This window comes from Anaerocolumna sp. AGMB13025, from assembly GCF_029689925.1.
Lineage (GTDB): Bacteria > Bacillota > Clostridia > Lachnospirales > Lachnospiraceae > Anaerocolumna.
Map to the genome: position 1 here is coordinate 3,669,903 of NZ_CP121445.1, position 22,910 is coordinate 3,692,812.

At 36.4% G+C, this 22,910-nt stretch carries 20 protein-coding genes, 1 tRNA gene and 1 pseudogene; 3 read left to right on the plus strand and 19 right to left on the minus strand.

Features of this window, described 5'->3' with window-relative positions; genetic code table 11:
* Positions 1-20 precede the first annotated feature (20 nt).
* The 5 genes from QA584_RS15085 to QA584_RS15105 form a co-directional block, all read right to left on the minus strand.
* Positions 21-818: an MBL fold metallo-hydrolase gene (locus QA584_RS15085; RefSeq protein WP_278269871.1), complete on the minus strand. Its 798-nt coding sequence runs from the start codon at positions 816-818 to the stop codon at positions 21-23.
* Positions 819-1,157: 339 nt separating this feature from the next.
* Positions 1,158-3,503: a cell division FtsA domain-containing protein gene (locus QA584_RS15090; RefSeq protein WP_278269872.1), complete on the minus strand. Its 2,346-nt coding sequence runs from the start codon at positions 3,501-3,503 to the stop codon at positions 1,158-1,160.
* A gap of 319 nt (positions 3,504-3,822) precedes the next feature.
* Positions 3,823-4,422: a dephospho-CoA kinase gene (coaE, locus tag QA584_RS15095; RefSeq protein WP_278269873.1), complete on the minus strand. Its 600-nt coding sequence runs from the start codon at positions 4,420-4,422 to the stop codon at positions 3,823-3,825.
* A 222-nt stretch (positions 4,423-4,644) separates the two neighbouring features.
* Complete coding sequence (polA, locus tag QA584_RS15100) at positions 4,645-7,293, minus strand: DNA polymerase I (protein ID WP_278269874.1); 2,649 nt, start codon at positions 7,291-7,293, stop codon at positions 4,645-4,647.
* A gap of 23 nt (positions 7,294-7,316) precedes the next feature.
* Positions 7,317-7,943 (minus strand): anti-sigma factor family protein, encoded by a 627-nt coding sequence (locus tag QA584_RS15105; RefSeq protein WP_278269875.1) that lies wholly within the window; start codon positions 7,941-7,943, stop codon positions 7,317-7,319.
* Between the two features lie 239 nt (positions 7,944-8,182).
* Between QA584_RS15105 and QA584_RS15110 the strand changes: the two genes are divergently transcribed.
* A tRNA-Leu gene (locus tag QA584_RS15110) sits at positions 8,183-8,265 on the plus strand.
* Positions 8,266-8,891: 626 nt separating this feature from the next.
* Here QA584_RS15110 and QA584_RS15115 read toward each other — a convergent pair.
* Positions 8,892-10,079 carry an Ig-like domain-containing protein gene (locus tag QA584_RS15115; protein WP_278269876.1) on the minus strand — a complete coding sequence of 396 codons (1,188 nt, stop codon included), beginning with the start codon at positions 10,077-10,079 and terminating at the stop codon, positions 8,892-8,894.
* 280 nt (positions 10,080-10,359) lie between these two features.
* Here QA584_RS15115 and QA584_RS15120 point away from each other — a divergent pair.
* Together QA584_RS15120 and QA584_RS15125 are read left to right on the plus strand one after the other, a co-directional pair.
* Positions 10,360-10,632, plus strand: a pseudogene (locus tag QA584_RS15120) (transposase); the annotation flags it as partial.
* 105 nt (positions 10,633-10,737) lie between these two features.
* A complete protein-coding gene (locus QA584_RS15125) occupies positions 10,738-11,409 on the plus strand; it encodes a hypothetical protein (RefSeq protein ID WP_278269877.1) in 672 nt (223 codons plus the stop codon).
* Between the two features lie 398 nt (positions 11,410-11,807).
* On the opposite strand, the gene QA584_RS15130 is transcribed toward QA584_RS15125, so the two are convergent.
* From QA584_RS15130 to QA584_RS15190, 13 genes are all read right to left on the minus strand, one after another.
* On the minus strand, positions 11,808-12,530 hold the full coding sequence (locus QA584_RS15130; RefSeq protein WP_278269878.1) for a DUF434 domain-containing protein: 723 nt from the start codon (positions 12,528-12,530) through the stop codon (positions 11,808-11,810).
* 340 nt (positions 12,531-12,870) lie between these two features.
* Positions 12,871-13,476, minus strand: coding sequence for a PT domain-containing protein (locus QA584_RS15135; RefSeq protein ID WP_278269879.1), 606 nt, complete (start codon positions 13,474-13,476; stop codon positions 12,871-12,873).
* Between the two features lie 79 nt (positions 13,477-13,555).
* Positions 13,556-14,185: a DUF6115 domain-containing protein gene (locus QA584_RS15140; protein ID WP_278269880.1), complete on the minus strand. Its 630-nt coding sequence runs from the start codon at positions 14,183-14,185 to the stop codon at positions 13,556-13,558.
* Between the two features lie 14 nt (positions 14,186-14,199).
* Positions 14,200-14,511 carry a hypothetical protein gene (locus tag QA584_RS15145; protein WP_278269881.1) on the minus strand — a complete coding sequence of 104 codons (312 nt, stop codon included), beginning with the start codon at positions 14,509-14,511 and terminating at the stop codon, positions 14,200-14,202.
* 13 nt (positions 14,512-14,524) lie between these two features.
* Entirely contained in the window at positions 14,525-16,129 is a 1,605-nt protein-coding gene (locus QA584_RS15150; protein ID WP_278269882.1) for a DUF342 domain-containing protein, read from the minus strand.
* Between the two features lie 15 nt (positions 16,130-16,144).
* On the minus strand, positions 16,145-16,912 hold the full coding sequence (locus tag QA584_RS15155; RefSeq protein ID WP_278269883.1) for a FliA/WhiG family RNA polymerase sigma factor: 768 nt from the start codon (positions 16,910-16,912) through the stop codon (positions 16,145-16,147).
* Between the two features lie 26 nt (positions 16,913-16,938).
* The gene (locus QA584_RS15160; RefSeq protein WP_278269884.1) at positions 16,939-17,223 is read right to left on the minus strand and encodes a hypothetical protein; all 285 of its coding nucleotides are present in this window, start codon (positions 17,221-17,223) and stop codon (positions 16,939-16,941) included.
* 78 nt (positions 17,224-17,301) lie between these two features.
* Positions 17,302-17,787 carry a chemotaxis protein CheD gene (locus tag QA584_RS15165; protein ID WP_278269886.1) on the minus strand — a complete coding sequence of 162 codons (486 nt, stop codon included), beginning with the start codon at positions 17,785-17,787 and terminating at the stop codon, positions 17,302-17,304.
* Between the two features lie 8 nt (positions 17,788-17,795).
* The gene (locus tag QA584_RS15170) at positions 17,796-18,410 is read right to left on the minus strand and encodes a chemotaxis protein CheC (protein ID WP_278269887.1); all 615 of its coding nucleotides are present in this window, start codon (positions 18,408-18,410) and stop codon (positions 17,796-17,798) included.
* A 12-nt stretch (positions 18,411-18,422) separates the two neighbouring features.
* A complete protein-coding gene (locus QA584_RS15175) occupies positions 18,423-18,875 on the minus strand; it encodes a chemotaxis protein CheW (protein WP_278269888.1) in 453 nt (150 codons plus the stop codon).
* 13 nt (positions 18,876-18,888) lie between these two features.
* A complete protein-coding gene (locus QA584_RS15180) occupies positions 18,889-20,994 on the minus strand; it encodes a chemotaxis protein CheA (protein WP_278269889.1) in 2,106 nt (701 codons plus the stop codon).
* 1 nt (position 20,995) lies between these two features.
* On the minus strand, positions 20,996-22,114 hold the full coding sequence (cheB, locus tag QA584_RS15185; RefSeq protein ID WP_278269890.1) for a chemotaxis-specific protein-glutamate methyltransferase CheB: 1,119 nt from the start codon (positions 22,112-22,114) through the stop codon (positions 20,996-20,998).
* Positions 22,115-22,137: 23 nt separating this feature from the next.
* On the minus strand, positions 22,138-22,899 hold the full coding sequence (locus tag QA584_RS15190; RefSeq protein WP_278269891.1) for a flagellar brake protein: 762 nt from the start codon (positions 22,897-22,899) through the stop codon (positions 22,138-22,140).
* Positions 22,900-22,910 lie beyond the last annotated feature (11 nt).

The window sequence follows — 22,910 nt, forward strand, 5'->3', positions numbered from 1 at the left end:
CTTTCAACCTTATGTTAAATTTAAACTGTTGATAGCATTTCCGATACCATATCCCGTTTGGCGACGCTTAGGACGGAGTCTGAAGTCCTGTCATCCATAAACTGGTTCAATTCTACTTTAACAGTTTCATAAGCAAGTTCTTCATAATTGTTTTCTTTGCTTAAATGAGCAAGGGTAATATATCGTAATTTCTCATGAAAAAGCCTACAGAGTAACCTTGCAGAATTCTCATTGGATAAATGCCCCCGGTCTCCTAATATTCTCTGTTTTAAGTAATAAGGATACCCGCCTACCATCAGCATATTCACATCATGGTTAGCCTCCAATAGTAAGACCTCTGAACCGGTAAGTTTTGAAATAATATAATCATCATACTTTCCCAGGTCTGTTGCCATTCCTATTTTATGTCCGTTTGCCTCAAAGGTATAGCACACCGGATTGGAAGCATCATGGGAGGTTGAAAATGGCTCCACTGTAATGTCATTGATCTGAAATGACTGGTCCGGTACTACATAATGTAATAATTCTTCAGAAATACGTCCGATATTATTCATTTTAAGAATGGAATTAATCGTCTCGGCAGTCCCGTAAATAGGAGTATGATAACGCCTTGCAAGGACTCCAAGACCCTGGATATGATCGGCATGTTCATGGGTAATTAATATTCCCTGGATGTCCTCCGGTGAGACTTCAATACAATTCAGACCATTTTCAATCTTTTTGCCGCTGATACCGGCATCTACTAAAAGCTTGGTATGCTCACTGCCTACAAAGGTACAATTCCCGCTGCTGCCGCTTGCAATACTGCATAAATTCATAAGTACCTCCTTTGACCTGTTCTTGTTTTTTCAACTTTATATCATGAAAAAGTATCCCTTATTCCGGAAGATTTGTCAACATAATAATTTACTCTAAGCACGGTTCTCATAATTAAAATCACCAATACTGCTCCTATATATTTTATATCTCCAGATGCAATTGGTATATAAAAATATCACGAGTCCCAGTTTATCTATCTCCAGATATAATTCCTATATAAATTATCTCTATTACCAGTTTATCTATAATTTATTGCCAGATATAAATGGTATATAAAATTATTTCCATTACCAGTTTATATCTATAATTTATTTCCAGATATAATTGGTATACTTTATTTATTTCCAATACAGTTCTATTATATCTCTTTCATTCAGAGGCATCGTAAAATCAGCTTTTTCACCGTTTAACGTAATTACCAGCTCAGAACCTCCGGCTTTGGTCAGGTCAAAGGGATAAAAATCAAAGATGTCTACAAATATATATTTTGCTTTATTGGAGAGCTTTATCGGTTCTTTATTAATTATTACATATACATCCTTTATCTCGCTGTTTGTACCAACTTTATCCGACGCATTCGAAGAATTATTAAAAGCCCCTGAATTTTGCAAGTTGGCAGCACTTTTATTTGTTATTGCGAGTTCTGGCTTATCTGTTAATCCTGGCGTTTTTACTTGATCTGTTGTTTTTGTACGCTCTGCAGTATTTGTTCGCTCTGCTGTATATGTTTGCTCTGCTGTATTTGCTTGCTCTGCTGTATTTGCTCGCTTCGTTTCCGTATGCTCTGTTATATCGTTTAATTCTGCTGTTCTTGCAGGCTCTGCACCAATTCGTCCTTCCAAATCTGTTTCACTGTCACCATAGTCATAATAGAGAGAATCTATATCCTCACTCTCATCTGCCCCGTAGTCTGTGTCTTCTGCCTGACTGTTTTTTAATATACACTGAATAGAAAAGTTCTCATATACCTTTTCATCCATTTTAGCCGGTATATTATTAACACATATAGTACCTTTAAATTCGATATCCATAAATTCCAACACCTGTTCCAGTGTATAATAATTCAGAATCTGAATTTCATCTCCGTCCTGTATGCTATAAAATTCCGAAACCAATTTACCGTCAGCCATAACAAATTTGGGACAAATGACATTCTGTCCGTTAAAGAGAAAGGATATGGTTCCGTTATACTCTGGCAGCTGTCTTACCTCAAATACTGCGTCATCGCCAATGGTAGACTCTATTATCTCTATTTTATCATTTTGAACAATCGTATGGCTGATTCCAACCAGTTCTCCGTTCAGCTTAACTACCGCAGCTTCACCAAGTTCTCCCCGAACCAGCCTTTTATTGCCGTTTAATGTATAATTAATAGCCTTACCTCTTCTTGGAAATAACTTCTCATTCGGGAAACCGACCTGTATGGCTGCATCTACTATGGTCAGCTTATTATTATCATATAGTTTTACACGTTCACCGTTTACATTGACAAAAATAAAGTTATTAGTCTGATCATAAAAATTCAGGCAGATACCAATTGGGGTTACGAGCAGAGGATCTTTCTTGATGTTTTCCTGAAGGAAGGTAACCTCACCTAGCACTTCTTCTCCCCTAAGAGCAACCCGGTCTTTGGGCAGATTCAAATACTCTGCCAGACTGGTTACAAAACCTGGTATTTTACCGCCGCCTCCGACTACAAAAACCGCACTGACAGATTTATTACCATTCAGTTCTATTATTTTTTCTGCTACACTTTTGGTTATTTTATGTACCGCGCCGGACACTGCTTCTATAATCTCTTCGGTAGTAACTTTATGGCTAAGCCCCATAATATCCTTATAGGTAACCTTCTTCTTTTTTAAACATGCCAGTTTCATGATTTCGGCGGTTTTAAACTCCACCAGGTAGTTTTGAACAATGGCTTCTGTAATTTCATCACCGGCATAGGGAATCATTCCGTAGGCAATGATACTGCCGTCCTTGGTAATGGATATATCCGAGGTTCCGGCACCAACATCGATCATCGCAATGTTGAGGAGCCGGAATTTTTCCGGAATCGCTACATTAATGGCAGCAATCGGTTCCAAGGTAAGATTAGCAACCTGCAGACCAACCCGTTCTACAGCTGTATACAGACCATCAATGACCTCATCCGGCAGAAAGGTTGCCAGTAATTCTGTACCGATTTTATTGGCTTTATGTCCCTCTAATTTCGCCATATTGTAACCATTCAGATAATAGCGTATAACGGAATAGCCGACACAATAAAAATTAATCTTATCTTCCTTAACTTCTTCCCTTAAGGTATCATATGCTTTTTCCACTCCAATCAGTTCCAGGGAGTGGATATGCTCTTCATTTAAAACTGTCTCACTGGGAAATTCGTATTCGGCATTCACCGTAACTGTCTTTAATACCCGTCCGGCCGCTGCTATACATACGTCGGTCAGTCTTCTGCCTATCTGCTGCTCCAGTTCCTTTTTCACTTCCATTATTGTTTCGGATACTTTGGTTATATCATGGATCTGACCGTCCATCATGGCACGGGTCTCATGTTCCTTTACACACTGGGCAACTACGATAAAACTATTGTTATTCTCCCTGTAGCCTACTGTTCCAACAATACTTCTGGTTCCGATGTCTAATCCAAATACCAAATGCTCCGGATATCTTTTGTTTTCCATAGCAAAATCCCCCACAACGTATGTCTAAAATATTGGTTATGTTTCAGCCAACCTGGCGGTTAATACTGAACAATAACTATTCTACACTTATAGTAAAACTAAACTTGCAACTCATATATACTTACTTTTAGATAATCTATCTTAATTTGTTATCTGTGCTATTTAACTGATCAGCTAAACTATCCACTACTAGGGTACATTTATATATTATTTTGTTTATATTACCTATCTTATTTATCTATTACAATGACAGGGAATAACTCCCGTTACTGCTTTAATATAAAAGAACAGAAACGTGTCTTGTTTTAATTCCATTATATTATAATTTTTCGTAATTCTCTAGCAAAATCTGAATCTGTTCCTTTATTTTTTCAATGGGATAGTCATTTATGATAACATGGGTACTGGCGTTACGATATTCGAAATCACTGATTTGATTTTTAAATATCTCATTCATCTTTTGTTCATCATAATTCCTTGACTGTTTTAGACGCTCCCGTCTTACCCCCTCTGGTGCATATACATACCAGATGGCATCACAGAAATCTTTTAGACCAGCCTGAATGGGTAAGGCTGTTTCCACACAAATCAATTCGATCTTTTCTTTTTTCTTTTCCGTAATTAAATTTCTTACATACTCCATCACATAAGGATGGGAAAAGGAATTTAATTTAAGCAGTTTATCCTCATCCTTGTATACGATCTTTCCTAAGACCCCACGGTCTATTTCTCCCGAGGGACTTAATATTTCTTCACCGAAATACTCCACAATAAGCCGATAGGAGACTTCTCCTTTTTCCATGAATTTATGGGCGATCTGATCCGTATTAATGAGATAGGCATGAAAGGTATCTCTCATAATATCTGATACTAAAGACTTACCGCTTCCAATACCGCCGGTTATTCCAATTACTTTCATCTATATACCCATTGAATATCGCAAAACTCTCTTGCGATATTGCTGCAAAAAAAGCTATGTTATAAAAATCATTTTGCAGCATCCTTTCCATTGATATAATATCTCAACCTTTCCGTTAAGGTTTCGCTTTGCACCTGTTAAACAATGGAGGTGTACAGCCGCTTTTTCTCTGCACTTTATTTTCCTTCCATGGGGTTAACCTGCCTGTATACAGCTGCCGATTTATTTCGCTTCGTACCAGTTTGATCCGGTCTTTACCTCAACCTCCAGCGGTACACTCATATCAGCTGCCTTTAGCATCTCTTCCCTTAAGATTGCACTTACTTGTTCTATTTCTTCTTTATGGGTTTCAATTAATAATTCATCATGAATCTGAAGTATCAGTCTGGAACGTAACTTTAAGTCTTTTAACCGTTCATTGACACGGATCATGGCTATCTTAATAATATCGGCTGCGGTACCCTGTATGGGCGAATTCATAGCTACTCTCTCTCCAAAGGAACGCTGCATAAAGTTTGAGGAACTAAGTTCTGGAATCGGTCTTCTTCTGCCAAAATAGGAGGTAACATATCCTAAGGTTTTTCCGTTTAATACCAGGTCATCCAGGTATTGTTTTACCCTGGGATAAGTTTCAAAATATCGGCTAATATAATCTTCAGCTTCCTTTCTGGATATATTTAAACCCTGTCCTAAACCAAAAGAACTGATTCCATATACAATTCCGAAATTGACAGCTTTAGCATTACTCCTCTGCAAGGAACTAACTTCCTCCAGAGGGGTATGGAATACCTGAGAGGCCGTAATACGGTGAATGTCCTGAGCCTGTCTGTACGCATCGATTAATCTTTGATCACCTGACATATGAGCAAGAACTCTGAGTTCAATTTGGGAATAATCAGCGTCTAAAAACACATAATCCTCCTCCGGAATAAATACCTTTCTGATTTCCCTGCCTAATTCCATACGTATGGGAATATTCTGGAGATTTGGTTCCGTACTGCTTAACCGTCCGGTGGCTGCTATCGTCTGATGGAATTTACCATGGATTCTTCCATCCTCTCCTATATAACCTGCTAACCCATCGGCATAAGTAGATTTTAACTTGGTAATCTGCCTGTACTCTAAAATCATACTGACCACAGGATGTTCATTTGCTAATTTATCTAATATATCTGCGGACGTAGAGTATCCGGTTTTCGTCTTCTTCCCATAGGGCAGACGGAGTTTATCAAATAAAATGACCCCTAGCTGTTTCGGGGAGTTAATATTAAACGTTTCTCCGACTTGTTCATATATTTTTACTTCCAGCTCCTTAATTCCCACCGAAAGCTTATCACCATATTCTTTCAGTGCCTCTTTATTCACACGGATACCACGGGTTTCCATATCATACAGGGTGTACACAAGGGGCATTTCTACGGAATCAAACAGCTCAAACATCTCCGCCTGTTTTAAGGTCTCCGTCAATTTTTCATAGGCCTTATAGGCAACATAACTTTGATAACAGCAGTAAGCTTTAAACTCATTTTCTTTCTCTTCTCTGGCCAAACAAAGGGTTCCTTTACCAAATAAGTCACTCATAGAAGGAATGGTCATTTTTAAATAGTCTCTTGCGATATCGTCATAATCATAAGAATCATTTAACGGATTTAAAAGGTAAGCTGCAATTCCTTCATCAAATACCCTGCTTTTTTCACTTGCCTCAATATATGGAAGCTGGGGCTTAAGATTTATTACAGCCAGCGTAATCTTTAAATTTAGTAATTCAGTAACCTTGTCTTTTAAATAATCCGGGGTTATCAAACCTTCTGTCTGGATAAAATAGATATCTTTGTCTCCAAAGGTTAAGGATAGTCCCAATACCTTCTCAGCTTCTGTTATGAACCGGACCCCTGCCACCGTCTCGTTAGCCGCCTGCTTTAACAACTTATGAAATATCGTTTCTGCCTCATTAAGCTCTGAGATTAGTTTAAAATGATCTTCTATACTGTCATAGTGGGTAACTTCCAGTTGGAAACGGTTTAACAGACTTTTAAATTCAAGCTTTTTAAAGAAGGAATATGCGCCTTCATTATAAAGGTTTCCAAGTACAGCAGTTTCTAAGTTAAAGTCTATTTCGCAATCTGTCTTAATAGTTGCTAAGGCTTTACTTAAAACCGCCAGGTCATGGTTGTTTTTTAAGGCTTCCTTCGCCTTTGCCGGTCCGATTTCATCTATATGTTCATAGGCATTTTCAATGGAGTCATAGGCTGCTATAATTTTAGAAGCAGTCTTTTCACCAATCCCCGGTACACCGGGGATATTATCGGAGGTATCTCCCATAAGACCCTTTAAGTCAATAAATTGCTTTGGGGTTACCCCGTAAGCTGCTATTACATCCTGTGTGTTATAGTTCTCTATTTCTGTACCGCCCTTTTTGGTTTTTGGTATACGGATTTTAATTTTGTCACTGGCAAGCTGGAGCAAATCCCTGTCACCGGATACCAGGGATACCAAAAATCCCTCCTGTTCGCAGGAGGTTGCAATGGTACCAAGGACATCATCTGCCTCAAATCCAGGCTTTTCCATAATGGTAATACCCATGGCGCGAAGTACTTCCTTCATAATAGGTACTTGTTCCCTGAGTTCGTCCGGCATGGATTTCCTTGTTCCTTTATACTGTTCAAACATTTCATGACGGAAGGTGGGCTGATGTACGTCAAAGGCAACTGTTAAGTATTCCGGTTTTTCCTCGTCCAGAATTTTAAACATAATATTTAAAAATCCCAATATTGCATTCGTATGGGTTCCCTCGGAATTAGTCAAATCGGGAAGTCCATAAAAGGCACGGTTTAATATGCTGTGTCCGTCTATTAATACTATTTTTTTCAATTTGGTTTTCTCCTAACTTCTGTTTAATAATCAAATATGATCCAATCATTTATATTAATTTTCATTCCTACACTTTTTGATACTGTGGTATTCTCCCAAATACGGTCTCCGAACTTTTCTTTCATAAGTTTAGCCCCCTTAGGGTCATTCATTTTAAGATAGATATAAATATCTGCTAAATTGTTTACTATCATACCGTTCAATCTGTTATTACCAGCCCCCAATGCTGTAGTATCAAAGGATACCGGGTTATTAGCCATAAAAACATTATCTAATAGAAAGTCGCTTTTCTTATCACCATTTAGTACATCTTCTACAACAAACTCACCGATACGGAAACTTGAAACGATTGCCACCAGAGTTATCAAAATAATCAATACGATCCGTTTTCTGATATGTAAGAACTTATTATGGACAATACGGTCTTCCGACAAACTCAGCAAATCCTTTAAATCCTGGTTAAAATTCGTAGAAAGTTCTTTATCCTCATCTAATTGCTTCATACCTGCTAAAAGTACATAATATACTTCCAGTTCTTCCATGCAGTTAGGACACGAATGAACGTGATGGATGAATTCTTCTAATTGTTCCATATTTAGTTCATCATTTATAAACGGCACAATAAGCCTTTGTATTTCAATGCAATTCATAAATATCCTCCTGGGCATACAACTAGTAAATATTGTATCCGTTAATAATTCATTTTACCCTTTTTTAAGCAATGTTTCAACTAATCTTTTGCATTTTATCGGATTCTCTTTTTTTGTTTATATTGGCTTTCTGTTACAAAAATTCTAAAATCTAGATATTATTGAATTTTTTTCATTTCTTTTATTTTTGGACTTGCATTATAGTATCAATTATGTTAGAATAGTCTTCGCTGGTTCATGCGGATGTGGCGGAATGGCAGACGCAGCAGACTCAAAATCTGCCAAGGGTGACCTTGTGAGGGTTCGAGTCCCTCTATCCGCATTAATTGCTTAGTTTCTGAAATTCTTGTAAGTTAAGAATTTCGGGAACTTTTTTTATTATGTAGATATCAAGAAATACAAAAGATTCAATGAGTTTTAATAGAGTTTTTTCTAACCGATTTCTAACATATGTCTAATGTTATAATTGAGTACCATAAAAAAATTTGTTGTTTTTTTCCTGTAGACTTCCCGTCATATTATCTCCTTTCTATAGCCTACTGTCAAAATTGTTACTTTAATAATAACATAAACTTAACTATCTTGACTGATATTCTATAATATTGTTTTTAGGTATCCGATATTCTCTTCGGAGCCAACATCACCGAATGTAATTTTAAAATACTAAAGTCCCTGACTAACATAGCCGGGGACTTAATTATTTTATTAATATTTGAGCCATTTTAAGACGTTTATAGTTAGATGTATAGAATTTACCGTTGAATGGGTTTAAGTGGCTCACATAGTTATACAGACAATAAGAATAGTTTGTTTTAAAAATTTTTCATTAACTCTTCTCTACCATCAGGTGTAATCGTAGTTTTTCCCTGTATATCTAATTGATATATCACATCTCTTAAAGCAAGATACTGTAATGCCCAGATAAAGAAAAAGCTAAATTTAAACAGTTCACTTTATATTGTAAATCACTCTATAATTATCATATTCCGGTGAATAGATTTTAAATGGAAGTTGAAGATCAGAGCTTTTAATTATAGTAGTACCCACATCTAAGCTATTCATCATGAAATTTTTTATATTAACAATTTTATTATCTTTGTAAAATATAACATCAGCACTAAATGATATCCTGTTATTTGATTGATTATTTACGACTAAATCAAATAATTTAACTGTATCAGAAATATTACCATAATAAGTGTATCTATAATCATAGAGTTCAGAGGTACTTACGTTAATCTTGTCTGAAATATCTTCAATTGTATTTGAGTTTTCCATAGCTCTAATATTATTGTACCTAAATTTATAATATTTGTAATCCTTTTCTGGTTTATCTATGTAAATAATTTTTTCTTTTCCTTTAGGTAACTGCATATAACCTTGTGTAGATACTGATATCAAATTATCATTTAAATCATAAAATTCTAGTTGATAATCAACTTTAACGCTAGTAATATTGTTTTTAATAATATATACTTCTTTATTATTGAATTCACCATGTTCATAGTCTAGTTTGCTCATAAAATCTTGATATTTTACTTGATCTTCTTTTTGCTTTTCTTGTTTTTCTTGATCATTTAATACAGGAACTTTTATACTACATCTTAATGTAGTTTTTCCAAATACTACTCTAATATTTGCATATCCTTCGGCTAATGCAGTCACATTTCCCTTAGTGTCAACAAAAACTACATCAGGATTATCAGATATCCATTTTATATCATTTTCATTAAATTGTTTTGGTAAATTTCTTATAATTATCTGTTTCTTCTTATTATATTTTAATGTAAACTGAGATTTTTCTAAGGTTGGAAATGCCACTAGAACTCTACATGTATAGCTTTTATTACCCAATTTTGCAGTTATAAAAGCAGTACCTGATTTTACACCGTACACTTTTCCTGTAGAAGTAACTGTTGCAATCTTTTTATTATTTGTCGACCAAATAACCTTTGATTTCGTTCCTGAAATTTTTAATTGCAGTGTATCGCCTTGACTTATTGTTGCATTCTTCTTATTAATGCTAACTGTTGCTGCACTAGCAGTATTTACATTTAAAGGAACAAAGACTGATACCAAAAAAGTTATAATTAATAATACTGCAAAAACTGATTGTAATCTTAAACTACTTTTCATTACCCACATACCCCTCATCTATTATTACCACAATTATACATCTTAATGTAAAATAAGACAAGTTAAATATAATGCAGATGATCTATTAATTCTTGAAGATAATGAAATTGAAACACAAAGATTTCAGTATAAATAATTGTCTATTTGTACAAATATATATGTTTTGGCGCTTTCATACTTGATACTTACATATGTTCTAGCTATTATTTATTATCGGTTATTTTTTTACAATAAATAAATTTCTTTCAATATCATATGTGGCAATTTCATTTGTACCAATTATATTCATACTCTTAAAGATGGTTGGACCTACCTAGCCTCTGTCATGGATCTCTATAGTAAAAAGATTATTGGCTATACATATGGAACCTCAATGACTGCAGAATTAGTTGTTAAATCACTAGAAAATGCCTACTTAAATGTAAAAAGCACAAAAGGCATTATACTACACAGTGATCTCGGAACACAGTACACAAGTCAAACGTTCCAAGAGTTAATTTCAAAAAAGGAAATGATACATTCCTTTAGCCGTAAAGGAAACCCTTATGATAATACTGGTTTAACATTAAATAATATCAAAGTATAAATAAAAATTTTTAGGGTAATAATTAAATGAATAAAAGTTATTTCACTACCTATATAAGGAGGAGTTTTATCAATGAAATTTAAAATCTTGTTCTTAACTTTATTATTATTCACTGCATTACTTGCAGGATGCGGCAAAAAAAATGATACTACTGGTCAAACAACGGATACTTCAACGACGGACACTTCAACGACGGACACTTCAACCGATACGACAGATACATCCAATACCACTGATACTTCAAATACCACTGATACTTCAAATACTGCTGATACTACGGATACTACAGGAGATACCGCAGACGTAGTAACAACTGCTTCCATCGTAAATACCGAGGATGCTTTCATGAAAGCAATCAGTAAAGATGGTACCTGGATTATTGCTATTTTAAAAGATATGACAATTAATAAGGATCTTACCTTGGACGGTGAATTTAAGAACGGTAAGAAAGACGATAACGGAAAAGACATTATACAGCGTAAATTAGCCTTTTACTCCCAGGATGAGAACCGTAATATAACTGCAAGATATACGTTAACTGCTCCAAAATTAACAATTAACAGTCCCATGGCCAGTATACAGCACGGAACCTTCAAAGGTGATGTTTATGTTAGTGCAAACAATTTTGAGTTGATAGATGCAACGATAGACGGTAATTTATATTTTGATTCAAAAGATCTGCAAGATACCTTTAAGATGGATGATGCCAGTAAAGTAACCGGAAAACAGGAACTTAAAAAATAATCTGATTTTTCCTTTAAGCAGTTGTTGAGAAAAAGTTTTTCATAACCTTTCTCCGCACTTTGGTGCCCATAATGATCAGGGGTAACTTATCTATAATTTTAAACTTACGGGGGCTGATTGAGTCAGCCCTCTTTTTTGTTACATTTTATTCGCTACAATTTTACTGTATATTATCCTATACCAATATTCTATTGCATATTATTCTTTTACAAATTTTCTATTACATATTATTCTATACCAATTTGCTATTGTATATTTTATATACCAATTTGCTATTGCATATTTTTTATTTTCTGTTGCATATTATTCTATATCAAGTCTCTATTGTATAATTTCTATACCAATTCTCTTGCAAATTATTCTATATCAATTTTCTATTGCAATCCCTTATTAAGACCTTAAGTTGCATTCATTAACCTCAAATCCACTAGAAAGGTATCTTTGATGCTGTCATTCATTATTTCTGCCGCCAGATTAATCCAACTGGTACATTTATTTAATATGATGGCATCACTGGAGATTACATTACTTTTATTTTCTAACATTACATCTGCATTATTCACAAGTTCAACAATCGTATGAAAAGAATATCCAGCTAATAATTCACAAATTCTCTGTTTTAACCTACCCGTATTCGATACCGGGGAATCCAGGTAAAAGTGAGCTGTATCTATATTCATCTGATTAAGTCTCTTACCAATTAGGTTAATAGCCAGATCAGTTTTATCAATTAGGCGGTAAGTACCCCTAAGTCCTGCCAGATCCCTGATGGTTCCATCCATACAATGAATCAATACGGACCCGGATAAGGCCACTTCCAGTGTAATGATAAGATTTAATCCATCCAGGTATAAGGTTTGATTATCTGTTTTCCCTATTACTTGCTTTTTTCTTCTAAGCTCAACGATTTCCGGAATAGTAGTTGCCCGGGAAAGTGCAAGACGCTGCCTTTCGGATATCATATAGTGATTTCCTACAAAAGTAGATGCACTTTTAATCGGATACCCCTGCTCCATCAAGTACAAAAGATCCTTTTGGGCCTTTATCAAGGTATTAAGACTCTCTTCATTAAATTCCTTTGCATCCGTTGGTATAAAACCTCTCTTCACACTATTACTCATCAACTTAAACTCCCGCTGTGTGCCTAGCACACCTTCTAATCAGGATATTGAAAAACTGCTTTTTGTTTTTCAATTTAACTCCCGCCTGTGTGCCTAGCACACCTTCTAATCAGGATATTGAAAAACTGCTTTCTGTTTTTCAATTTAACTCCCGCTGTGTGCCTAGCACACCTTCTAATCAGGATATTGAAAAACTGCTTTCTGTTTTTCAATTTAACTCCCGCCTGTGTGCCTAGCATACCTTCTAATCAAGTTATTGAAAAACTGTTATTAGTTTTTCAAACAAAAAAGCAAATAATTCAGTACCTCAAATTATTTGCTGGGAATTTCATTACTATACTTACTTACTAACTATTGCATCGGCAATATCCTGGTAAGATGCAAACCGTTCAATTTCAAAATCTCCAATATTAATACTGGTCGTATAATCATTCTGCTTTAAATATTGGTTGAAAGCTCTTGCATCTTCAATAACACCCTTTTCTTTTAACAGCTTTGATACATCCTCGGAGGTCATACCTGTTACGATTTCAAATGTAACAAGCTTCGTCTCCGTTTGATTATCCGCCTCTGGTGTCCCCGAAGAAGTATCTGATTCCTCGGGTGCATTCACAGGCTCATCGGCAGGTACGGAGGATGGTTCATTCCCAGCTTCAGGTGTTGGAGTCAACGTATCTGTCTGATCTGTACTTTCTTCATCTGTGGGCTGCTTGGTTGGCGCTGCAGTTGGACTTTCAGTCGGTTCTTTAGTCGGTGCCGCAGTTGGAGCCACTAAATCCTCAAGATTGATATCACTTTCTTTTACCATACCAAGTTCTTCTGCTCTTTTAATGATTTCTGCATCAGAAAGCTTTGCTTTAGAGGTCACATGGTAGGACACGGATAAAATAACGGTAGCGAACAAAATCCCTGTACCCACGCCTCTTAAATAATACTTAAGTTTCATATAAACACATGCCTTTCAATTTTCTTCGATTGAATTAATTAAGCTGCTGCTATGATGTATTCTCGACATTGAATCGGACTTACTTCTCTTTAAACAGATCAATTACAAGCTTAACTTCTCCCTGACCAAGTTCTAAGGTCCTGGATATGTCTATTATAGAAAAACCTTGTGAATACAATTCGAGGATTTTTTGATTATGATTATTCATCTGCTCTGAAATCTCATCCACATTTCCTGACTCGGCAGTAAGACCATTGACGTTTTTTTTGCTATCCGTACCCGTTCTTCTTGTTTCGGCTTGTGGTACCGGCTTTACGTTTTCAAACGACTGCTTTTTGATCTTATCAAAGCTTCTAACAGTCTCTTTAATTTCTGTCTCTTTTTCATTCAGCATATTATATAAGAATACTACTTCTTCATGATTCTGACTGATTTTTTCGATTACCTGATTAGAAAAATCATTTACAGCTATAATTTTTTCATTGGTAATCTGGCTTAACCTATCTTCCGTTTTTAACACAGCTTCCTCAGATAATTCTGAAATAACAGCCTCAACCTTAGTCTTTATGCCGTTAATTTCCGTTATATTTAATTCTCTCTGCAGTGCCATGTCAGAAAATACTTCCGAATTATTCTTTTCTACCAGGAAACAACTAAATATCAGGATTCCTGCTCCTATAACGAGTAAAATTATTACTAAAGGTGTCATTCGTTTTTCTCCTGCTATATTTTAATGTCTATAGAACCAGATCGATAGTTATCTTTAGGAGCTGCTTCTTTCTCTTTTTTCTTCTTATTTTGCTTCGAACCGGTATAAGAAGTATTACCTTTTTCCTTTGCATCATATCGGTATTCTTTATTTTCACTTTTTATCGTCTTAACAGTCTGCTGGCTTTCCTGTTTAATATGGCTGTTTAATTGCTGACCTAGAACGATCTGCTCATTTAAAGGCTTTTGGCTTTCCTGATGTTTATAAATAGAAGCTTCCTGAGATTTTGGAGCCATCGTTGCAATTTCTATCGGTGTAATCGGCATCGATATTCCTCCTTTATAATCCTACAATCTTAATATCCGCTCTGTCACGTACGAATTTGGAATAATGTATTTCGCTTCGCACAAAATAATTTACATTTGATATAACAATTTTAACACCCGGATATGCTATATTCTCCACTTTGATACTGCCTCCGTCGCTGTTGTTCATTTCAACGTGGAGCTGTTCATACCGACTGCTTGACTCTTTAATTTTGTTCCGTAAAGCCAAACAGTTTTCCGTAGCTAATCTAATATAATCCAGTTTATCCTGTGAAAGCTTTTCACCAAGGTTTAATTTTTTCTTATAGGCTTCCAGAATAGGTAATAATTTTTCCATATCATTATTCATATTCATTATACTTTTTTCCAGACTGCGGTATTCCTCTATAATCCCTGGATCAATTCCCACTTCCAAAATGGTACTTGTGCCCATAGTGGATCCGGCATTTTTAACCGTTATGGTTGAACCTGAGCGTATTTCACCGCCAGTAATAAACCCTTTTTTACCTCCAACAACAATATCCCCTTTGGCTGATACTCTGCTATGCAGGATTGCTTCTGTGGTTATATAGCCTCCGGCCTTTACCTGTGCATTTTCAATAAATTTAGTAATAATATTGCTTCCAGCTTCCATCTTTCCTTTGCTCATACCCTGCATGCCCCGCTTTAGAATAATCTGACCGCCGGCAACCAAAGATGCACCTTCAACAACACCATTTACTATAATATCCCCCTTGGCTGAAATGGAATAGCCTGTATTGACATTCCCTTTCACCGTAACATTGCCTTCATAGACAATATCTCCGGTAGAAGCATCCACATCTGCCAATACTTCATATGTATTTGCTACAAAGACCTTACCGTCAGTTAATACTGCATGTCCGCTGACATCGGAATACATGGTTAATCCATCTTCGGACAGATGGATGTCTCGTCCGTGTTTTAGGATTCGGTTTACTACCTTTTTCGGAACTGATGCGATACCGCATACATCCATGCCGGGTTTTCCTTGTACTGCCGGGCTTAAGGTTGCTAAAATATCTCCCTTATTAATGGCGCTGATGGTATCTAACTTGTGAAAATCTACGGTCCCGTCTTCATTTAATTTAGGCTTTAAACTGTTATCCGTATTAAAATTATAGGTAATAATAGCATCTTTCCCCTCAACCGGATTTGTTCCTCTGGCAAGTATAAAGTCCTCACAATACCTGCGGTTGGTTAAAAAAGAATCAAGGCTGCTTTTCACTATGCCGTATTTAATTCCCTCTTTAGCCAGACTGTTAATTATTTCTGTGTCCGTCATCATCTGTCCCCCATTGGACGGTGGATAAAATCTGCCGATTGCATGCATCTTATCCTGAGAAATAATTACCCTTACACATTCATTCTCTGGTTGTATTGTTATTGGTGTTAATTTAACCTCCATCGGTTGATCTTTTAAAGCAGTGATTGCATGGCCTAAAGCTTTGATATCATAATCGTAAATTCTTTTGTCTGCCAAATAAGTATTGATTTCATCATAGCTAACCTGCTTTCCGCTTCCTTGTGCCGGAAACAGCTTTAAGTATGTTCCATCCTGCTTAATAACAAGACTAAAAAAACTGTTTCGATTATCCATAAGCTTCCCCCTCCCTTAAATGCTTACTAAAATATCTATATTATTACCCAGCTTCATTTTCATTTTCTGTAAAGCTTTTGTATGAAGCTGCGAAATTCTTGATTCAGATACTTCTAAAATAGAGCTGATTTCTTTTAAAGTTAAATCTTCATAATAATAAAGAGTAATAACTCTTTTTTCCTTTTCCGTCAAAGAATCTAAGGTTTTAAATAATATCTCTTTTAATTCCTGTTTTTCAACAATGCGTTCCGGTGTCTCATATTGCGCACTGAGGCTGGATTCCATCTTGACCTCACTGCCTTGCTCCATATATTCATCTAAAGAAAGGAGACTCGATACTTTAGTCTGACTCTGCCAGGTATCTAACTCTTCCATGGAAATTTCTAATTCTTTTGCAACCTCTTCATCCGTTGCCATCCTGCCTTGTTCGGCTTCAATTTTTTGAAATGCAGCATCGAGTTTTCTCTGTTTCTGTCTCAGTGTCCTGGGGATCCAGTCCATTTTACGGATTTCGTCCAAAATAGCGCCGCGTATACGAAAACTTGCATAGGTTTCAAATTTAACACCCTTGGTATAATCAAATTTATCAACAGCATCGATCAGACCGAATATTCCGTATCCGACTAAATCGTCATATTCAACATTATAGCCTAAATACATGCTTAAACGTCCTGCCACTATTTTCACTAAACCAGCATATTCAATTATGATTTTTTCGCGACTTTCGGTTGTTTTATACTTACTATAATCCTCCCAAAGTTTAGCTCTGCATTCCGCATTCATAATAGTGCTCCTTTTGTTTCATGAGTTTACTCATTATTAACTTCTGCTGTATCCTTGGTGATAAGTTCTTCTTCCGTATTGCTGTCCACTTCCAATGAAGGTTTTTCCTCTTCCTGAGAAGGCTTATTAACAGTAGCTGTCGCTTTTTTAATTACTTTAGCTGCTATTCTTCCGATTATATAAAACGCAATAAGTACAATTAGTAACCGTTCCAGACCTTTTAAGAAGTCTATCTCTTGTACAATATTTAATATACTTGTTATTGCACCTGCTACCAGCATTATTGCAGGAGCTATATATCTTTCTCTCATATCGTCACCTTCTTCATTGAAATTATCAGATATACGTCAAAATCCGGTAGTGTTTTAATTACCCTTACATTATCTGAATTACATAATCTTTAAAGGCTTTCCAACCGATTTAATATGCAGCTGCCCAGTTTCCGGATAAAATTCTATTGTTCGGCCATAATCCAGTCCAGTATCTTCCGCAATAATATGTATACCTAAGGACTGTAATTTAGATTTGCTTGCTTCCGTATTACGTTCTCCAATCCGAAGCATATCATTATTTGAACTGAAAGCAAACATTTGAGCTCCGCCTGCGATCTTTGCGATTAACCGGTTTCTGTTCGCTCCAATCCCTAATAATTTTTTAATTAAGGCATCTATTCCTGTATCAGCAAATTTCGCTACATTCTCATTATTCTTAATCTTAGTACTATCAGGCAGCATGACATGAACCATTCCAGCAGTTTTACTGTATGAATCATATAATACAATGCCGACACAGGAACCGAGCCCCAGCGTAGTCAGCGCATCGGGCGAAGAGCAGACATTTAAGTCTGCCATTCCAACTTTTATCATTACACTCATAATCCCACCTATAATCCTAGCGATGTCAATATAACACTATATGATTCTATCGTAGGGATTAATATGAAATAACCATTTACATCAGAATCGTCTTTACTGAACTGTGTTTCAATTATCAGAGCTTTATCACCAACTTTTCCGAATTCAATAGCAGGAACACTTAAAATAGCACCAGCCATATCAATAGACATATAAGGAACACTGGCATCAATTCGTATATTAATCAGTGTTGACAAAGATGACAAATAAGCTCCGGCTATTATATTGCCGATTTCTTTTAAGGCAGAGAATTCCAGTTCAGTGAAAGCTTCCTCCTCCATGGACTTACCCATTAAAAGATTAACCAGATGATAAGCAGACTTTTGCTCCATCATAAACATCATCATACCATTAATTTCCCCTTCCAGGGTAATCAATATACCGACAACAATGTTCTCTGCTCCGCCAACCATATCAGGAAGCTCTTTAAATTCTAGTAATGCCACCTTTGGAACCTTCATATCCACTTTGCCGTTTATCATTGTTGAAAGTGCTGTTGTGGCATTCCCTGCACCGATGTTACCGATTTCTTTCAGTACATCAAACTGCATGCTATCAATTTGATCCAAGTTTATATTTGACACTGGCAGCACTCCTTAAACTGTTTCTTTTTCAATGATTACTCCGGAAATATTTAACAGAGATATTAATCCGTCCTTATGTTTTCCAATTCCGCTCAAATAACCATTCTTATCTTCTACCGCGCTATTGGTTACTTTCTCAATCATTGTATCGTCTAAAGTAACAACTTCCTTAACCTCATCCACAATAATTCCGACTGCTGATTGTGGCTCTAATTTGATAATAATGATTCTGGTGGCATTGGTCATAACATCATCTTCCAGTCCAAACTTCAACCGCATACTCATTACAGGTATAATTTCACCTCTTAAATTGATTACACCCTTAAAAAAGGACTGAGCTTTAGGCACTCTGGTAATTCTCTGCATTCTGACGATATTGTCTACATATTTTATATCAATACCATATTGTTCAATCCCTACTTTAACTACGATATATTGTTTTGTATCAATTAAATTTGCCTCCATAGCTTTCCACCCCCTAGACTAAAGTATTAACATCAAGAATCAGGGCAACTTCGCCATCACCAAGAATGGTTGCACCGCCAATAATCTTATTGTTATTTATGTATTTACCGATGGACTTAATTACGATTTCCTGCTGACCGATTAAGTTATCTACTACAATTCCGGCTAATCTGTCACCTTTTGATACGATAACAACGGTAAGGTTATCGGGTTGTGTATCTGTTTCAGGGACTTCTAACATTTCATCCAAGCGGATCAGCGGGATAACAGTTCCTCTAAGGTTAATGACTTCTTTGGAATGAACATATTTAATATCTGAAGTCATAACATCTTCGATGGTCTGTATACTTCCTAACGGAATTGCGTATTTTTCAGGTCCCAGTTCAACCATAAGAGCCTGGATAATAGCAAGGGTAAGGGGCAGGCGGATAATAAAATTACTGCCTCCTCCTAATTTAGTCTTAGCTTCAATATCTCCGCCCAGTGCTTCAATCTTTGTCTTAACGACATCAAGACCAACACCCCGTCCGGATACATCTGAAATTACTTCCGCTGTAGAAAAACTAGGTCTGAACAACAAGTCAATAATTTCTTTGTCAGTCATAAACTCTGCCTGTTCTGCTGTAATCGTTCCTTTTTCTACCGCTTTTTTCTTAACTTTGTCAACATTGATACCTGCACCGTCATCTCTGACTTCAATAACAACATTGTTACCATCCTGATATGCATCCAGGTATATGGAACCAACTGCTGGTTTACCCGCTGCAATACGTTCTTCATTGCTTTCGAGTCCATGGTCGGCAGCATTACGCAGCAAGTGCATTAATGGGTCCCCGATCTCATCGATAACCGTACGGTCAAGTTCCGTTTCTTCACCGGTCATGTATAGTTCCATCTTTTTATCCAGTTTCTTGGATAAATCACGGATCATTCTGGGGAAACGGTTAACAACGCTTTCAATAGGCACCATTCGAACTTTCATAACAGATTCGTGGAGATTGGTGGTTACACGTTCCAAATATTCAATCTGCTCATTAAAACCGGACTCATTTTTACTGTTTTTGTCGGTGGCACTAATGGAAACCAGTCCATTTTTAGCTATAATCAACTCACTAACCAGATTCATCAATACATCCAGTTTTTCGATATCAACACGGACAGAACGGTTTACTACTGGTTTGGCAGTCTGCTGTTTTGCGGCAGCCGTAGCGGTTTTAGCTGCTGAAACGGTAGTGTTGGTTCCATTCTCTTTCTTGGTATCAGAATCGTTACTTATGTCTTCTGCTGTATCTATAATTTCGTTTTTATCTACATCGATTTTCTCAATAACTACATCTTTAACTTCGGATACATTCATAATGGTATCTTTGATTTTTTCTATGCTCGCTTTGGTCAGTATAATTACACTAAAGTCAAGTTCGAACTTCTCATCTTCGATGTCTTGAACTTCCGGTTGTGATTTAATAACATCACCCAGTTCTTCCAACGCTTTAAAAACCAAAAATGCCCTGGCGGCCTTTAATATACAGTACTCCTGGATAAAAACTGTTATGCCATAAGCGCCAATTCCCATGCCTTCCGCTTTATTAATGGCTCTTTTTTCATAATCGGCTATGGTAAGATTCTTATATTTTAAAGCCGTATTTTCTAAGGCGCCGGCAGTAACAGCTGCTCCTGAATTTACACTTACTACAGCTGGCTCGCTTTTCGTTTCTTTTACAGTTTCTTTTCCAAGACCGATATTTAAGATATTATTCAACTGATTAATGATATCTTCATAATCTTCCGTACCTTCATCTGCACTTTCCTGAATATTGGCCAAATATGCCTCCAGTGCATCAAGTCCTTTAAATAAGACGTCTACAAGATCAGCAGTCACACTCATTTTGCCATTTCTGATTTCAGAGAAAACATTCTCCATATCGTGGGTTAAACGCTGCATTCTCTTATAACCCATGGTACCTGCCATTCCCTTTAAGGAATGAGCCGCACGGAAAATTTCGTTAATCGTTTCTGAATTCTCAGGTTCAGTTTCCAAAACTAATAATTGCTGATTCAAACTCTGTAAATGTTCTTTTGTTTCATCGATAAAAATCTCAAGATATTGACTTACGTCCATCTTAACGCACCCCCAAGTTCTTTAGGATAGCACCTGCAATTTGTCCTAACGGAAGGATTTCATTCACCAGCCCTGCCTCGGCAACTACTTTAGGCATACCATATACCGTACTGGTGGCTTCATCCTGCGCTATCACATAAATATTCTTTTTCTCTTTTAGTTGTTTAATTCCCTTTGTTCCGTCACCGCCCATACCTGTTAAAACTACACAGGTAATTTCCGAAAAATCGGATTGCATTAAGGACTCATACATAATATCAGCACAAGGTTTAAGTCCATTCCTTGCCGGTTCCACAGTTACTGATAATTGCTGCATGCCATTCTTGTCCTGAAGTAACCGCATCTGACTGCCGCCTTTTGCTATATATGCCACTCCGCTTTTAATAAGTTCCTTATCTTCCGCTTCCTTTACTGTTATTTTACTCATCTCATTCAAGCGATTGGCTAATGAGGCAGTAAAACCTTCCGGCATATGCTGAACAATCAGAACACTTACGCCTAAGTTTTCCGTTAACAGCGGTATAACCTGTTGCAAAGCTTTCGGTCCTCCGGTTGAACAGGCAATTGCCACTAATTTTTTTGAATTAGGAACTTTACGGATTGGCCTGTCCTCTTTTATGGTAGGAATGACCGGCTGTTTTAAGGATTCAATTGGGTTTATCTTTGACAGGACAGCCTGTTCTTTACTGGCCGGCTCTTTGTAAGATTCCTGGTATAATTTCGTTGCGACAACCAGGCAGTCAATAATATTATTTTTGAAATTATCACTTTTTACATCAAAGAAGCTGTCCGGCTTAGTTACAAAATCAAATGCCCCTAATTCCAATGCACGAATTGTTTCTTTTGCACCTTCCTTAGCCACTGTGCTGACAATAATAACGGTTGCCTTCACCTTATTTTTCTCTAATTGTTCCAGTAATTCAAGACCGCTCATTTTGGGCATATTAATATCCAGTATAATGGCATCATATACTTCATGGTCCTGAACCAGGAGGTTAAAGGCTTCCAATCCATTGGTCGCTACTTTTGTAACATGAAACCTTGAATCTAAATTTATTATATCAGAGAGCACCCTTCTCATGAGTGCAGAGTCATCAACAATTAAAACTTTTTTCTGCATTTTACGCCTCCGTTGTACTTAATTCATCCTTTTTCTTTTTTTCTTTGTCGACGTTCCTCTTCAAAAATAAATTTGATGATAGCCTCTCTCTCTTCCTTTGTCATATCTATAAACTGAACCCGATGTTCATAAAAGCCCTGTCGATTAATCATTTTATCTGATGAAACAATGATTGCCTGGATCTGGAAACTTTTTGCCCCCAGCCCATTATCAAAGTCCAATAACATCTGAATCATAATCCCATGTTCATGATTATGTCCGGAAACAAATCTTGCTCCGCCACCGCTGATATCTAAAATCGTTCCAGATAAGATTTCTTTTTTAATTGAATCCAGCGTATCAAGAAAAGCCTGTTTTTCCTCTTCCTTTTTTGCATTGTTATTTCTTAATTTATTCATAATGGAGATTTCCATATCCGTTATGATACTATATTTAAATTCCAGTAAGTATTTCAGTCTATAATACTGTCTTCTCTGATACTTCTCCAGTTCAGAGGTAAATTGCACCGTTAAGACAAATACATTATTGATTCTGGAACGGTCTGTAATTACCGATTTACACTGATAGAGACCTTTTTTTGTATAAAAACAAAGATTGTATTTATCGCCTATCGTTAAAGGAATTACTCTGCCTCCTTCAATAGGCATTAAAATACTGGCTGTATCTTCATCAATAAAGTCTAAGACCTGACTTTTATAGACCTTTTCATTTTCAATTTCTTTGGCGCTGAACCTTATTGATTTTAATTCCAGTTTATCACCAATTGAAACGATATCACTTACCATAACAACCTCCA

Coding starts and splice junctions, on each gene's coding strand:
- QA584_RS15190 (WP_278269891.1), bottom strand. CDS start 22,899: ATGGTAAGTGATATCGTTTCAATTGGTGATAAACTGGAATTAAAATCA.
- QA584_RS15175 (WP_278269888.1), bottom strand. CDS start 18,875: ATGGAGGCAAATTTAATTGATACAAAACAATATATCGTAGTTAAAGTA.
- QA584_RS15180 (WP_278269889.1), bottom strand. CDS start 20,994: ATGGACGTAAGTCAATATCTTGAGATTTTTATCGATGAAACAAAAGAA.
- QA584_RS15145 (WP_278269881.1), bottom strand. CDS start 14,511: ATGCCGATTACACCGATAGAAATTGCAACGATGGCTCCAAAATCTCAG.
- QA584_RS15135 (WP_278269879.1), bottom strand. CDS start 13,476: ATGAAACTTAAGTATTATTTAAGAGGCGTGGGTACAGGGATTTTGTTC.
- QA584_RS15160 (WP_278269884.1), bottom strand. CDS start 17,223: ATGAGAGAAAGATATATAGCTCCTGCAATAATGCTGGTAGCAGGTGCA.
- QA584_RS15140 (WP_278269880.1), bottom strand. CDS start 14,185: ATGACACCTTTAGTAATAATTTTACTCGTTATAGGAGCAGGAATCCTG.
- QA584_RS15155 (WP_278269883.1), bottom strand. CDS start 16,912: ATGAATGCGGAATGCAGAGCTAAACTTTGGGAGGATTATAGTAAGTAT.
- QA584_RS15085 (WP_278269871.1), bottom strand. CDS start 818: ATGAATTTATGCAGTATTGCAAGCGGCAGCAGCGGGAATTGTACCTTT.
- cheB (WP_278269890.1), bottom strand. CDS start 22,114: ATGCAGAAAAAAGTTTTAATTGTTGATGACTCTGCACTCATGAGAAGG.
- QA584_RS15105 (WP_278269875.1), bottom strand. CDS start 7,943: ATGAATTGCATTGAAATACAAAGGCTTATTGTGCCGTTTATAAATGAT.
- QA584_RS15130 (WP_278269878.1), bottom strand. CDS start 12,530: ATGAGTAATAGTGTGAAGAGAGGTTTTATACCAACGGATGCAAAGGAA.
- QA584_RS15090 (WP_278269872.1), bottom strand. CDS start 3,503: ATGGAAAACAAAAGATATCCGGAGCATTTGGTATTTGGATTAGACATC.
- QA584_RS15125 (WP_278269877.1), top strand. CDS start 10,738: ATGAAATTTAAAATCTTGTTCTTAACTTTATTATTATTCACTGCATTA.
- QA584_RS15150 (WP_278269882.1), bottom strand. CDS start 16,129: ATGGATAATCGAAACAGTTTTTTTAGTCTTGTTATTAAGCAGGATGGA.
- QA584_RS15115 (WP_278269876.1), bottom strand. CDS start 10,079: ATGAAAAGTAGTTTAAGATTACAATCAGTTTTTGCAGTATTATTAATT.
- coaE (WP_278269873.1), bottom strand. CDS start 4,422: ATGAAAGTAATTGGAATAACCGGCGGTATTGGAAGCGGTAAGTCTTTA.
- QA584_RS15165 (WP_278269886.1), bottom strand. CDS start 17,787: ATGAGTGTAATGATAAAAGTTGGAATGGCAGACTTAAATGTCTGCTCT.